The organism is Sporosarcina newyorkensis (assembly GCF_900167515.1).
Lineage (GTDB): Bacteria > Bacillota > Bacilli > Bacillales_A > Planococcaceae > Sporosarcina > Sporosarcina newyorkensis.
The window spans coordinates 235,787-250,740 of sequence record NZ_FUYJ01000002.1 but is presented as its reverse complement, the minus strand read 5'-3'; the positions used below and the strand labels follow the sequence as shown (position 1 = coordinate 250,740).

Annotated in this window: 13 protein-coding genes; all 13 read right to left on the bottom strand. The window is 40.7% G+C overall.

Going from position 1 to position 14,954, the window contains the following annotated elements; translation table 11 throughout:
• Window positions 1-171 precede the first annotated feature (171 nt).
• A complete protein-coding gene (locus B5D59_RS05525) occupies window positions 172-870 on the bottom strand; it encodes an ABC transporter ATP-binding protein (protein ID WP_078817189.1) in 699 nt (232 codons plus the stop codon).
• Entirely contained in the window at window positions 863-1,657 is a 795-nt protein-coding gene (locus tag B5D59_RS05520) for an ABC transporter ATP-binding protein (protein ID WP_009765956.1), read from the bottom strand. The genes B5D59_RS05525 and B5D59_RS05520 overlap by 8 nt, the downstream gene beginning before the upstream one ends.
• The gene (locus B5D59_RS05515) at window positions 1,650-2,690 is read right to left on the bottom strand and encodes a branched-chain amino acid ABC transporter permease (RefSeq protein WP_009765957.1); all 1,041 of its coding nucleotides are present in this window, start codon (window positions 2,688-2,690) and stop codon (window positions 1,650-1,652) included. Before B5D59_RS05515 ends, B5D59_RS05520 begins: the two co-directional genes overlap by 8 nt.
• 13 nt (window positions 2,691-2,703) lie before the next feature.
• The gene (locus B5D59_RS05510) at window positions 2,704-3,570 is read right to left on the bottom strand and encodes a branched-chain amino acid ABC transporter permease (protein ID WP_009765958.1); all 867 of its coding nucleotides are present in this window, start codon (window positions 3,568-3,570) and stop codon (window positions 2,704-2,706) included.
• Window positions 3,571-3,581: 11 nt separating this feature from the next.
• Window positions 3,582-4,739 carry an ABC transporter substrate-binding protein gene (locus tag B5D59_RS05505; protein ID WP_009765959.1) on the bottom strand — a complete coding sequence of 386 codons (1,158 nt, stop codon included), beginning with the start codon at window positions 4,737-4,739 and terminating at the stop codon, window positions 3,582-3,584.
• Between the two features lie 468 nt (window positions 4,740-5,207).
• Window positions 5,208-6,626 carry an aspartate ammonia-lyase gene (locus tag B5D59_RS05500; protein WP_009765960.1) on the bottom strand — a complete coding sequence of 473 codons (1,419 nt, stop codon included), beginning with the start codon at window positions 6,624-6,626 and terminating at the stop codon, window positions 5,208-5,210.
• A gap of 157 nt (window positions 6,627-6,783) precedes the next feature.
• A complete protein-coding gene (locus B5D59_RS05495) occupies window positions 6,784-8,031 on the bottom strand; it encodes a Zn-dependent hydrolase (RefSeq protein ID WP_009765961.1) in 1,248 nt (415 codons plus the stop codon).
• Window positions 8,032-8,066: 35 nt separating this feature from the next.
• Window positions 8,067-9,593 (bottom strand): sodium:solute symporter family protein, encoded by a 1,527-nt coding sequence (locus B5D59_RS05490; RefSeq protein WP_009765962.1) that lies wholly within the window; start codon window positions 9,591-9,593, stop codon window positions 8,067-8,069.
• A gap of 436 nt (window positions 9,594-10,029) precedes the next feature.
• Window positions 10,030-10,713 carry a DUF1028 domain-containing protein gene (locus B5D59_RS05480; protein ID WP_009765964.1) on the bottom strand — a complete coding sequence of 228 codons (684 nt, stop codon included), beginning with the start codon at window positions 10,711-10,713 and terminating at the stop codon, window positions 10,030-10,032.
• A gap of 47 nt (window positions 10,714-10,760) precedes the next feature.
• Entirely contained in the window at window positions 10,761-11,213 is a 453-nt protein-coding gene (locus B5D59_RS05475) for a RidA family protein (RefSeq protein ID WP_139365951.1), read from the bottom strand.
• Window positions 11,214-11,240: 27 nt separating this feature from the next.
• Entirely contained in the window at window positions 11,241-11,816 is a 576-nt protein-coding gene (locus B5D59_RS05470; protein ID WP_009765966.1) for an FAD synthetase family protein, read from the bottom strand.
• Between the two features lie 68 nt (window positions 11,817-11,884).
• Window positions 11,885-13,345, bottom strand: a complete 1,461-nt coding sequence (locus B5D59_RS05465; protein ID WP_009765967.1) for a 4-hydroxyphenylacetate 3-hydroxylase family protein — start codon at window positions 13,343-13,345, stop codon at window positions 11,885-11,887.
• 37 nt (window positions 13,346-13,382) lie between these two features.
• A complete protein-coding gene (locus tag B5D59_RS05460) occupies window positions 13,383-14,558 on the bottom strand; it encodes a flavin reductase (protein WP_009765968.1) in 1,176 nt (391 codons plus the stop codon).
• Between the last annotated feature and the right edge of the window lie 396 nt (window positions 14,559-14,954).

Here is a 14,954-nt window from a genome sequence, read left to right as displayed (position 1 = left end):
AAAAGAAAAACGATTCCATAAGTCGTTCTCAAATCGACTTATGGAATCGTTATTTAGATTTTCTTTAAATAGATGTAAACACGAATTCTATTGTATTAATTTAAATTATCACAACAGAAGAATCAATTCGAGATATATTTTATTCCTGTTAGCTAAAAAGATATCCCTTCCTTATCCTAGATAGGATTTTCGTACAATTTCTGTATCCTTCAATTCTTGCTTTGTTCCTTCACCTACAAGGCGTCCTGCCATCAGGACATATGCACGGTCACAGAAATCAATGGCCATTTCAGCATTTTGATCTACCAGCAATATTGTTGTTCCTCGCTGGTGCAATTCTGTAATCTTTTCATACACTTCATAAACAAGCCTTGGCGATAATCCCATAGATGGCTCGTCAAGCAATAATAATTTCGGACTCACCATCATTGCCCGAGCAATGGCAAGCATTTGTTGCTCTCCGCCAGATAATAATCCAGCCATTTGGTTTTTTCGCTCTCTAAGAATCGGAAATGGTTCTGATACCTCTTCTGCCATTTTGGCGCGGTCTTTCTGATTTAGCGTATAACCGCCTAAAATCAAATTATCCCAAACGGATAAATACGGAAAGACTTGTCTTCCCTCAGGCACTAATGTCATACCATGATTAACTAAACGAAAGGTTCTTGAGTTCGTTATCGTTTTATCAACTAATTTAATCTCACCGCTTTTGGGTTTAACCTCTCCCATTATACTTTTTAGCAACGTACTCTTTCCCGCTCCATTTGCACCGATGACAGAGACTGCTTCCCGTTCTTTTACATGAATATTCATATCTTCCAATGCGCATACTTGACCATAATAGGTGTTTAACCCCTGTACTTTAAGCATTAGCCTCCACCTTCCCCATATAGGCTTCGATAACTGCAGGGTGTTTTTGAATAACATCAGCAGTCCCTTCTACAAGTTTCTCTCCAAAATTTATCACTGTAATTTGATCTGATAATGTGTTCACCAAGTTCATGTCATGAGCGATAATCAGGATTGTAATCCCTTCTTCATTTACGGCCGTAAATAAATTCATTAATTCCTTGGTCTCTTTTGGATTCATCCCTGCAGTAGGTTCGTCCAGCAGTAATAGCTGCGGCTTGGTTGCTAACGCTCTTGCAATTTCTACTCTTCTTTGATTTCCGTAAGATAACTGTGCTGCATACTCATCTCGGACGTCCCATAATCCCACAAACTTCAATATTTCCTCCACGCTTTTTCTAGCCGTTTTTTCTTTTTCCCTGAAAGATTTTGTTAATAGTATTGCAGGAACGAGCTTCGCGCCTGTTAGTAAATAGGTTCCTATCAACACCGTTTCGAAGACCGTCATATCCGGGAACAGCCGAATGTTTTGGAAAGTTCTCGAAACCCCATGCTGCGCAATACGATCAGATCTCAAAGAAGTTATATTATTGTTAAAGAAGCGTACTTCTCCGTCATCGGGACTTATAATTCCAGTAATTAAATTAAATAATGTACTCTTACCGGCACCATTGGGACCTATGATTGCGTGTATATGATTTTTTTGTACTGAAAAAGTTAGATCATTTACCGCTTTGACGCCTCCGAATGATTTAGAAAGTCCCTTTACCGTCAAAATAGCGGTATCAGTCATATCCGATTTATTCATAGCCTAGCCCCTCTTTCTTTACATCTACTGGATCGTTTCCTCCTTTCGTCCTCTTTCCTAAAGAACGTTTTTCGAGACGTTGTCTAAACATATGGATAATCCCCATGATACCTCTTGGGAAAAACATCATCATGATGACAATTAATAGTCCGTAGATCAGCATGCGCAACTCTGGAGCCGCACGTAAGGCTTCGGAAAAAACAGTGAGCAGGGATGCACCTAATACGGCACCTATAATGGATCCTTGACCACCGATCATAACCATCGTCAAGATTGTGACAGACATTGTAAAATTGAAAGTTTCCGGGCTCACTACATGAATGAAGTGCGCATATAATGTACCTGCCGCTCCACAATAAGCAGCTGAGATCGTAAACATTACAACCTTCGTTCTAAATACCGGGATCCCCATGGACTGTGCCGCCAATTCATCATCCCGGATCGCTGTACAGGCCCGGCCGAAACCGGAATTAATCAGCAGTTTTGTAATGCCGATTGCTACAATCACAAAGAACAGGAAAAGGGGATAATAGTCAGCGTATTGAGTAAAGGATAACTCAAAGATACCAAAATTCATTGGCGGCGGTGGAGGAATTAACGCAATCCCCATGGGACCGCCTGTTAGATTTGTCCAGTTCAGAAAAACCAGCCAAATAATCGTACCAAAGGCAAGAGTGGCCATTACCAAATATTCCTCAATTAGTTTTAGCCCAATAAACCCTATTACAAAACCAATTGCGCCGGTCGCGATGATAGCCATTGGCAGGGTAAGCCAAAAAGAGATTCCAAAATTTGTTGAAAAAACAGCTGCAATGTATGCACCTAACCCAAAGAATGCACCGTGACCTAAGGACACTTGACCTGTGTAACCCACTATTAAATCCAATCCAAGTACTAGTAGAATATAGATTAAGATTAGATTAATGACGTACATAAAGTATGGATTCGTTATTCCAAGCGGTATCATCAGCAAAGCAATTACTCCGATGAGCAACATCAGCTTGCGGTATCCCAACTTCCTGATATGTTCCATGACTTCTACTCCTTTATACTTTTTCTGCGACGACTTTACCGAAGATCCCTTGCGGTCGTGCCAGTAGGATTACCAACAAGATGACCATGGCAACTGCATCCCTGTAACCGGAAGATATAAATCCGGCTGCGAAACTTTCGAGCACACCTAGCATCAAACCCGCAACCACTGCCCCCGGTATATTCCCCATGCCCCCCATAACAGATGCAGTAAATCCTTTAAGTCCGGCAAATACACCCATTGTCGGGTAGACAAGGAATACAGGACCGACCAGTATACCAGCAAGGGCACCGACGCCCGATCCAATAGCAAATGTAATCGAAATCACTTTGTTTGCATTGATGCCCATCAGCTCGGTTGCTTGGATGTTTTGGGAGGCAGCTTGAACTGCCTTCCCCATCAAAGTCCGGTTCATGAAAAATTCTAAAAGGAGCATAACAACGATTGTCACGATAATAATGAAGATGTAGTGTTGGTTAACCATCATACCCCCGACATTTACATTGTTTGCAAGGAAAGGGGATGCCAGTCTTTCAGGTGAAGCTCCCCAGATCAGCTGTGCTGCGTTCTGCAGTACAATAGCAATTCCGATTGCCGCAATAAGCAAGTTTAATTTAGGGGCTGTACGCATTCTCTTGTACACTATTTTTTCCATCAAATAGCCTAATAATGCACCCGCCAACATTCCACATGTATAAGCCAGCCAAACCGGGGCTCCGAGATACATAGTGGTGATTGCAACAAACGCCCCACCCATATATACCTCACCGTGAGCGAAGTTGATGAATCGCAAGACATTCCAAACCATCGTGTAACCAACCGCCATTAGTGCATATACGCTTCCCATGACAATCCCGTTTATTAACTGATCGACAATCATATATAATCACCCTATTCTTGGATTACTACAAATTTTTGGTCTTTGACTTGCATAATCATCGGGGCATTTGAACGCTCCCCATCTTCATCAAATTGAATGGTACCAGTTGTTCCGTTTAATTGTGACTTCGCCAATGCGTCACGGACCTTTTCAGGAGAGTCTCCGCCTTCTTCAAAGGCATTGGCAAGTGTCATAGCAGCATCATAGGCAATGGCTGTATTTGCTTCAGGTTCAATCTTATTTTCTTCACTCAATTTCATAAACTCATTCATTGCTTCCGTATCCATGTCCATATTAATCATAGATGCGAAGATATGATTTTCAACAGCGTCTCCACCTAATTCAATTAGCTGTTCGGAGTACATCGAATCATCAGGAGAGAAGAACTGAACATCTAGTCCTGCCTGCTTTGCCTGTTGTGCAATTAAAGCCACCTCATTATAGAGACCCACGATCATTACAGCATCTGGTTTAAGCTTTTTAATTTTTGATAATTGGGAGGAGAAGTTTTTATCACCCGGGTTATACGTTTCATTTGCAATAAACTCAACATCTAAAGACTTGGCTGCCTGCTTTGCAGAATCTAGCATTGTAATCCCATAGTCCGTGTTTTCGTATAACGAAGCAATTTTCTTTGTCCCCTTCTCTTCCGCCATATATTGCAGAACTGCCGGGACATATACTTGGCCGGTTAGTATAATACGAAACAAATATTCATTATCTAAAGTAGTAAACTCGGGGCTTGCTCCCATGTGAATGTGAAGTGCTTTTGCATTTTTTGATACTTCCTGAGCCGCCAATGTCGGTGATGAATTATACCCGCCGATTATAGCTTTCACATTGTCATTCATGATCATTTTATTTACAACTGCAACTGCTTCAGAGGGTGTCGCTTTATCGTCTCCCACAATTAACTCCAATTTCTTTCCGTTAACTCCACCTTCCGCATTGATCTTTTTAAATGCCAAATCCACACCATTTTTCATGTCCTGTCCATATTGTGCGTTATCTCCTGTCATAGGAGCCTGTAAGCCGATACGTATCGTATCTCCCTTGCTGGATGCTTCAGCATCTGAAGATGTACCGTCTGTTGAACATCCCGCTAAAATTAGCGTTAGCACCATGAAAAAAGTAATTAACCCGTAAAACTTCTTTTTACTAATTGTCATTTTTATTCCCCCTAAGATTTTTACGAATCTACTTCTAAGTCCCTTTACTGGCAAAGATACATGAACTGCCGAAGATAGCTCAACAGCGGGTTAAATACTTTTTTTCACACCTCCCAGTTTTAAGTATAAAAAAACGGAATTAAGTCTACTAGAATGTAAGTGCTTTCATAGTGAATTAATTCCTTTTACATAGTAAATTAAGAAACTGTCCTTTAATAGACCTTAAATAGTAAAATACTCTGCCTTTATAGCATTCTTCTATACAAGTAAGAATATAGAGTGTTTTCTGACAAATGTCAATAACTTTTCACATATTAACCTCATAACAAATTAATTATCATTTAAGACATTTTATTATAAAATTCCACACTAATCGTCAAGGTTCAAATTCTACCGTTTTCACTTCCTTCATATATTTACTAAAAAACCCTACAATCTATTTGGAAAAGGTTGCGGAGCTAAATTTAGTTAGGATATTCCTACTGTTTTCTTCAACAATACAGACCCAGAGATCCCAGGTTCAGTCATTTCTTTCGCATCCAATATAATATCAAGCTCTTCTTCGGTTAAATGCCCTTCCTGCAAACAGATTGATCGTACCGACTTGCCCGAGACAAGTGCCTCCTTGGCAACTTTAGCGGCAACTTCATAGCTGACATGCGGATTAATCGCGGTTACGATTCCAACACTCGATTCCACTAACCCTCTACAACGTTCGACATTTGCTGTAATTCCCTTAATCGCAAACTCTGATAAAACGTCTATCCCATTTGTAAGTATTGTAAAGGACTTCAATAAATTGGATACAATTACCGGACCCATTACATTAAGTTCCAATTGCCCCGCCTCGGAAGCAAGGGAAATCGTATGATCGTTTCCGATAACTTGGAATGATATTTGATTAATGACTTCCGGAATGACCGGGTTCACTTTTCCAGGCATAATAGATGAACCTGGTTGCCTTGCAGGTAAGTTAATTTCATTAAAACCTGTCAAAGGGCCAGAGGATAATAACCTTAAGTCATTTGCGATTTTTGATAGATTGATAGCCAAAATTTTCAATGTGGAAGAGATTTCAGTATAACGATCCGTATTTTGTGTACTATCCACTAAGTTTTCTGCTGTTTCCAATGGGTAGTCCGTTTCTTCAATCAGGAATTCCATGACCTTTTCACGATAGTCAATCCTTGCATTCAGACCCGTTCCTATCGCTGTAGCCCCTATACTGATTTTGTTTAGCTGCTGTGTAGATTGTTCAATACGGGCTATGTCTCGTTTAATAACACAAGCATAAGCGCCGAATTCTTGACCCAGCCGTATCGGGATAGCGTCTTGCAAATGAGTACGGCCCATTTTGATCACATCATCCAATTCATTTTCTTTAATAACCAACTGTTCATGCAAAGCATTCAAACTCGCACATAAGCCTTTAGCCATTTTGAGCAGCGTAAGGTGGACCGCTGTTGGAATCACATCATTTGTTGACTGAGACATGTTTACATGAGAGTTCGTACTGACGGAGACATCCGAATTTTTCAATATCTCTATTGCACGGTTGGCAAGGACTTCGTTAACATTCATGTTCAATGATGTGCCTGCTCCCCCTTGTATAGTGTCTACGACAATCTGGTTATTCCACATCCCTAGTTCCATTTCTTGGGCAGCTTTCTTGATAGCTGCCGCGACAGAGCTATCCAATAATCCAATCTCCGCATTGGCCTTGGCAGCAACTTTCTTAATGATCGCTATAGAGCGAACCAATTCCGGATGCGGCTTTTCTCCCGTAATCGGAAAATTATCCAAAGCTCTGGCTGTTTGAATGCCGTAATATGCATTTGCGGGAATCTGTTTCTCCCCCAAAGAATCACTTTCTTTTCGATACCTCACATCAATTCATCCCTTTCTAGACTGATATCAAATACAATTGATAATCCGTTGTGAAATAGAGTAGCTCCGTTAGTACAGGGTTACCAAAAAACATTATTTGCGGTCTACAATATAATAGAGAATCTAAGAGGCGTTATTTCTTTTAAAACATGAACAGTTAATCAAGCTGTCGATCAATCGCAAGGATACCGTTCAGCATCACATCACTTGCAATTTTAATGTCTTCAGAAGTACTGTATTCCTCAGGACAATGACTTTTCCCATCTATACTCTTCACGAAAATCATAGAAGATCTTGATATACGTGACATATTGGCAGCATCATGAATTGCCATGCTCGTGAAAGTCATATAAGGAACAGACATTTCTTCAGCAGACTTTTGTAGCATTGAAACAATCTTTTCATCCAATTTTGTTGGTTCTTGCTGTTGCAAAATACTTTGTTTAAACTGTACATCTCGGCGCTTACAAATACCGCGCCAGTTCTCTTCAATTTCATCTATAATCCGGTCCATTCTCTCTTGGCACTCACCTCTGATTTCCAGAACGAAATCTATTTGCCCAGGGATAATATTGATGGCGTTCGGCTGTACATCCAATTTCCCTACCGTGCCGACCAAATCCGTCTCGTCATCTCCACAAATCTTTTCAACAGCAAGAATCATTTCAGCAGTGGCTGTAAGGGCGTCACTGCGGTGAGGCATCATGGTCGTTCCCGAATGATTGGCTTCACCCATTACAGTCACCTTGCTTCGATAAACTCCAACCAGGCTATTGATGATAGCTACTGATTTATCATTGGATTCCAAACGTTTACCTTGTTCGATATGCATCTCAACAAAGGCCTTTTTCTCATCGTGCATTGTTGCCATTTCATGAATCCGATTGATATCTCCATCTACCGTCTCTAAGGCTTCGCTTAAAGGCAGACCTTTGGAATCCGCAGCCTTTCTAAGTTCGTCTTCCGTCAACATCCCAACAAAAGCACGGCTACCTAATGTGGACAGGCCAAAATCATTTGATTCTTCTGCAGTGAAAGAGACTATTTCCAAATCGTGATCGAGAGTAATATCTTTTTCGATAATCGTACGGATGATTTCTTTCGCAACAAGTGTGCCAAGTGCCCCATCGTATTTCCCGCCGTTCGGAACCGTGTCCAAATGTGATCCAATTACGATGCTACCTTCCTTCTTTCCACTTCCTTTTAATCTCCCCCAGATATTCGCAATTCCATCAACCGTTATTTCCAGGCCAAGATCTTGTAACTCTTTAATAAAACGCATTCGAACCTGCAAGTCTTCTCGTGAAAAACTTGGACGGGTAATCCCCCCACGTTCATTTCGACCGTACATTGCATAACTTTCAAGATCATCTACTAATCGTGGCAGCTGAATTTGCATCGCCATTCCCCTTCCCCTTCATTGTTCTGATGGTCAAAAATTTAATAAGTATCTGCCGGTATATCAGGCGCTATATCTTTCTTTTCTTTTTTCGACACCTTTTTTCGATCCTCAACATAGCTCTCTATGATAGTACTGTCCTCTGGCTTTGTCATATAGCTGACTCCAATCATCACAACTGTGTTGGCAATTAAACCAATAAGACCTGGATGTATTTCAAATGGCGTTGTGGTCGCAACTAGTTGATAGTAGAAATTGACAGCAAACCCCACCACTATACCCATAAATACCCCTTTTGATGTAACTCGTTTCCAATACAGGGCACTCAACACACCTGGGGTAAACTGAATAATTGAGCCATACGCTCCCAATAATAAAGCGACAACGCCTTGCCCTCCAAATACGGCGATTAAATAAGCCATAGCGCCAATGACCACTACTGCACTTCGCATAATCATCAGTGTCACTTTTTCTGTTAAATTCGGCAACATATTTTTAATGACTCCGTCTGTAAATTCCATTGATGCACTATGTGTAATGACATCAGCACTCGACATGGCTGCAGCTAGTGCCGCCGCACCTACAAGTCCATACAGCCAACCTGGCAAGGATAAAAATGTCGTAATTAAATAAGGTAATATTTGATCAGATTCTCCAACAGCATTCACATCGACAACTCCGACCGCTGCAAATCCTGCAAGTAATAGAGGAATGATCAGCAAAGCAAACAGCGGATAGGCGATAACGGTCTTTTTAATCGTCGGTGCATTGGAAGAATAAGATCGCGCGAACATATGCGGCCACATGAGAAATCCAATGACTGAGACCAATATGACCGAGGTAAAAGCTGCTGCAGACATTGTGGAACCATCCGTGCCAATACGAAGGAAGTCTGGGTCAGCCGCTGCAATTTTTGAAAACATTTCCCCTGTCGTCCCATGCATTTTCTTTACAATCATGATTCCGACAACCCAAGAAACAGTAATCATTAAAGCACCCTGGAATACATCTGACCAAGCTGCAGCACGCAGCCCACCTGTCGCCACATAAGTAACGACAATTGCATAAGCAACTAAAGCGCCAAACCAAAAAGCAATTCGACCTTCCGTCATAATATTGAAAATAATAGCCATCCCGCGTAATTGAGTAGCTAAATACTGAATGCAAGCAAAGAAGGCAATAAAACCTACTAGGATCCCAAGTGCTTTACTTTGAAATCGTGTCTGAATAAAACCAACTAACGAATAAAGATTGAATTTGCGCCCGATTCTTCCAATCTTCGGACCTAAAATATACCAAGGCAAAAGTGAGAACGCCAAGTAGGCTAGTATGTAAAATGCAGGAGCACCGCGCGTAAATGCCCATCCCGGAGCACCCAAAAAAGAAAAGGCACTAAATATGGCTCCACCCATTAAAAACCATGTTAAAAATAATCCTAACCCTCTGCCGGCTGTAGTAAACTCTTCTAATGAAGCTTTGTTTGTTCCTCTTCCAGCCAATACGCCCACAACAAGTGCAATCACTAAATATAACACCATAATAAGCATCGAAAATTGCCAATGTTCCATACTTCTATCCCTCCTCTTTATCTGGGTCTATGAAATATAAAATTAAAACTGCCATAAAAGTAATTACAATCCACAATATTATCCAAAAAAAGCTGTATGGTAGTCCAAATATTAATGGATACGCTTTATTTCCAAAAGTGAACATTGGAAATAAAACTGTTGAAAATAATAATGTACTTATGATGATATAGAACGCTCGGAAACTTCTAATACTCATATATCTCACTCCTTTGAAACGTATTGGAATATCAATTAAGCTCAATTGTTTCCCGTTTTCAAACTAAGTACTGTAAGTGTCTGAACATCACTGAATTGGGGTGTATTTAACATACATTCTCCGCCTGAAGAGAGTTTGACCGATGATAAATTAAAAATATGTAGTCTTAGATTATTAGGTCTATGACTACATATTTTATTTGGTATAGATGTGTGTGGATTATTCGTCTCCTTTAACACCGTATGAAGGAGCTGCTTCAGGTGTAATCGCTCTGATACGATACTCTTCGGCTTGCGGGCCGTAAATTTCCCATGCCCTTTTCAAGTCATCAAGCGGGTGGTCACTGTAATCTATCCGTAGATCTACAAACGGGAAAGCATCCTCTTTGTAAACGAGTAAACCGATAGAGTGCTCTTGATCCAACTCGCCTCCCATCTCAAATCCTTTAGAAATTGCAGCAATTAATCGGTCAGCCAACGATCCTTCAACTTCTAAAAAAGTGTTCCCCATTTGTTCTGGAATGTTTGGATCACTTAATAGATTTCCGATACTTGCGACGTTTTTAGCCGAGAATTCACCGTGTACTCCAAGTGCTTTATCACCTGTAAAGACAGCGGAATCACCATTTGCATCAACTACCGCCAATTGGCGGTATTCTCTAAACGGTGTTGATTCCTTCATTGCATTAATTGCAGATTCAGCGTCAAAACCATTTTCCAAAACGTTCAGGCCGATATTGGCTAACCTCGGATCCGTCACATTTTGTGTTAGTACCGCGCCAACTCCCTGTTTTGCCCATGGGCATCTAGCACCTACTGAGGGGCTGCTGGAAGTTACAATAACCCCTAATGCCCCTGTTTTTTCGCATCGTCCTGCAACTGAAAAAGTGTTCGTAAATTTCATGATGACCCTCCATTATGTCTTGATCATTTATTCATGTTGCTTAAGTTTTATTCACTAATAACTGCTTCTACATCAATTTCCATCAACATTTCAGGCATTGCAAATCCGCTAATAATTAGGCCTGTGCTACATGGATACACATCTTTGAAGTGCTTGGCAATGACCGGATATACTTTACTGCGATCTTCACGACTCAAAATATAAACCGTCATCTTACAAATATCTTTCACTGATCCGCCAGCCTCTTCGATCAGCTGTTTTACACAACGGCATGCCATATCCGTCTGTGCAGCCACATCGCCAATGCCGTGGAAATTCCCTTCCAAATCAAACCCTGTTTGACCACGAAGGAAAATCCGGTTTCCAGCACGAACAGCCATACTTAGTTCATTGACGATATGGTGTTCAGGCTCTCCTAAATCTGACGGATAAAATTCATCTGTCTTAAACTTTCTGTAACGCTTAATTTCCACTTTTTTCGTATCTTCGTAAATTGTCATCTTCATCATACCTCCGAATATTTTTCATTATTTTTCAACTAAATCATGTTCTGTCCTACGAACATTTGACTTGAATTGATTCCATCCCAACAATTGATTCGCTACTTCAACTTCCCCTTTTTCAAATAGTTCCCTGATTCTTGTTGAAGAAATTGTTTTCCCTGCATCACACATAACCGGCTCCAGAATGGACACATTATAATACTTACGTAATGTATTCACATCGCCTTCCCTGCCTCTTCCAAAGCGAAAGTCATGACCTTCACAAATTTCTATTGGCTTCAGATCTTTCAATTCCCCTAGAAATCGTTCAACGCCCTGCGATATATATTCCGCATTGAATTGCGCTACTACCACGTGATCTACATCCAGTTTTTCAAGCATTTCCAACTTCTCTGGTAAAGACGATAGTAATTTCACGTGTTGAAAGAAAACTTTTGGCGGAGGGTCGAATGTATACACGACAAGTGGCACACCCAATTTCACAGCACGCTCACGGGCATGCTTTATCAGTGTTTGGTGACCAATATGTAGTCCATCCAACGCACCGATTGTCAAGACACACTCCGGAAGCTTTAATGTCTTGGATTTATGAACCTTCATGTACGACACCTCTTCCCTCGCGATTTAATTTCAATATAAGTGCTGTCCCGCTGAAGCGGGACGGCTATTTATGATTGGAGTGCTAATTGAGATGATAGATTCGCAGCTTTCATAACCATCTCACGATTCGGTGACAAATCGTAGTTGTTGAAGACAGCTGCATGTTGTGCAAATGGCGGGCTCTGTGCAAACAATTCAAATGTAATTTGGTGTCCAGCAAGGGAAGAGTTTAGCAGATCACGTGCAAAGTAGAGTAATTTCGCACGTTCTTCTGAGCTCCACTCACCGACAGAATAGAAACGATCAATATATTGCTTGATTTGTGGATCTTTCATTGTTTCCATATCAGGTGTTACTGCCAATTGTCCACCTACCAACTCACGTGCTAAATGCGCCATTTCAGGGAAATGCTTTAGTGCGTGAACGCGTCCAGTATATAGTAGAGACTGATTTGGCATCATCAATCCACCTGGTGATACTTGTGCTTCTGAAACAGCCGCTGTTAGATGAGCATTAATTGTTTCACGGTAGTTGATTAGCTGGGAAAGTTTATCTTGTACTGCAGGAAGCTTAGTCAAGCCCGTTTGTTCTACATTTAATAACGCAGCCCCAATTAGATAATCTGCTCTTCTCAAAATACGTAGTACGTAATTGTATGAAGAATAACGGTGAACCGTCGCGCGGATATATTTTGCTGATTCCAAGTTACGGTGGAATAACACATTCTCCCATGGAATCAACACATCATCAAAAATCAATAGTGTATCAATTTCTTCAAACTTGCTAGATAGCGGATAGTTTACTGGATCTTTTCCAGCACCAACAGGTGAGCGACAGATGTGCTTCAAACCTGGAGATCCCATGTCGCAAATGAATCCAACTGCATAGTTTTCCATATTGACGCTAGAATTTGACCAATTGGAAATTGTCGGTTTTACAAATGCTTGGTGTGCATATGCAGCAGCAGTTTCAAATTTCGCACCACGTACTACAATTCCTTTATCATTTTCAGCAACGATATGAAGGAGTGTTCCACCATCTTCACCGTTGATCAATTTACTGCGATCACCTTTGGGATCCGTGTTAGCGGATACATGGAATAAATCCTCTCTTGCCACACGATCCACATGATGTTTAATATTTTGTGCATATGTCGGATCAATTTCATTTAATCGATCCTGTGCATCATATAGTGACCACATTTCACCGATTGTTTCATCTCCTACGCGGTAGACGACTCCGCCTAGTTCATCTAAAACGGTATCTACGTACGTACGAATTCCTTTTAAATCATCTTTAGTCTTCGGTAATTTAAACGCACGGCAAATTTCAGTGCCATCTGATAGTTTCGTTGTTAATTTATCTTTGTATTGCGCTTCATGATTCATGTCATACATACGTGCTTTTGCATCGATGATTGGCTTGAATGCTGGATGGTTTGCAATGTCATGTACTCTTTCTCCATCTATATATACTTCCCTGCCATCATTTAGTGATTTACGGTAATCGTCTCCTGTTAATAAAGCCATGTAAATTCCTCCTTAGATATCTGTTTTTATTTTGACCTTAAATACTGCCACCTGCATGGCTAATAATGTATTTACCTAGTTTTTTCGCTTCTTCTGTATGTTGTTTGACAATGGCCTTCGCCGCTTCCTTATCTCCATTTTCATAGGCTGTTAACAAAGCTGCATGATCTTCGGTCAATTTATCAAGTTCTTCGCGCGCAGTACTGTCATTTGCTTCAAACGCTACCCGCAATGCACTAGTCATAACTGCCTCAGCGGTTAGACGACGATAGGAGTCTAGTAAAGTAGCATTGTTTGTTAAAGCAATTGTGTAATCGTGGAGCGAAATATTCGCTTCAATATATTTGTCTATGTCCGTAATACCTTTATCTTTATCGGCTAACGTTTCTTCTACACATTTCCTTAAATTAGATAACTCCTCTTGGGAAATATTGCCGACCGTCTTTTCTATGGCTGCGACTTCTAATGCACAACGTGTTTCCAACGCTTCCGTCAGCATCCCGATACTTAGCGGCGTAACAGAGAAATCTCCATTGTCACTTCGTTTAATTAGACCGTCTGCTTCCAATTTGGTTAGAGCATGGTAGATTACTTGTCTCGGAACATCGAGTGTCTCTGTCAAACTTGCAACACTGAATGGCTCCATCAATTGGAAGTCCCGTTTCAATACTTTACTTCGAAGGTCGAGGTAAACCATTTCATCGTTTTGCGATACGAAACGCCCAAACTTTCCACGGTAATATGTTAGCGGGTTCCGTTCTTCCGAATTCGCATGCACAACTTCTGCAAGAAATACAGAATGGGTACCGCCTGTTACTTCCTGGACGACCCTGCATTCAAGATGAGCAAGTGTATCTTTTAAAATTGGCTCTCCTAGTCTTCCTTCAACTGCTTCAATTCCTTCGAATTTGTTTGATGAGGGTCTAGCAAACTGTAAAGCAATGTCTCCCTGATCTTCATGTAGAATGTTCACGCCGAAAACCTTCGCCTTGGAAATTGCATTACAAGTCCCGGTCGCTTGATTGATACAAACCAGCAACATCGGGGGGTCAACTGATAGTGAAGAAACTGCGCTTGCTGTCACTCCGTAATTGACCTCTTCATGCTTAGTTGTAATAACCGTAACACCACTAGCAAAATGTCCGATCACTTCGCGGAAAACTAGGTTATCCATTGCTCCAAGTTTCCCTTTCTCACTAATTTCGGCTCCCATGTTCGTCCCTCCCACATTAATATTCGGACAAATTCCTTATAACGTCCTTTAATGGTAAAAAAAATAACAACTTGCTCTATTTCTCTCTTTGAGAAAAGTAAAGTGTTTTGGATTCCGTTGATTGGAATGCTCACCATATAACACTCTATTTAGAATATACAGACTATTGTAAATGATGTCAACACTTTTGGTATTATTTTTTATTTCTAACTTTTCACTAATAGCTGCTGGTTTGGGTTCCTCAAATAATTTGGATGTAATATCTACCACTTCTTCTATTGGTATAAGTTTGAGCAGCTTTCGTTTCATAACAAACTTAATCCAGATCATACTGTAGAGAACGTTAATTCCTAAAAATAAAAAGGATTATTGATAAATCATTTTTTAATCGCAACA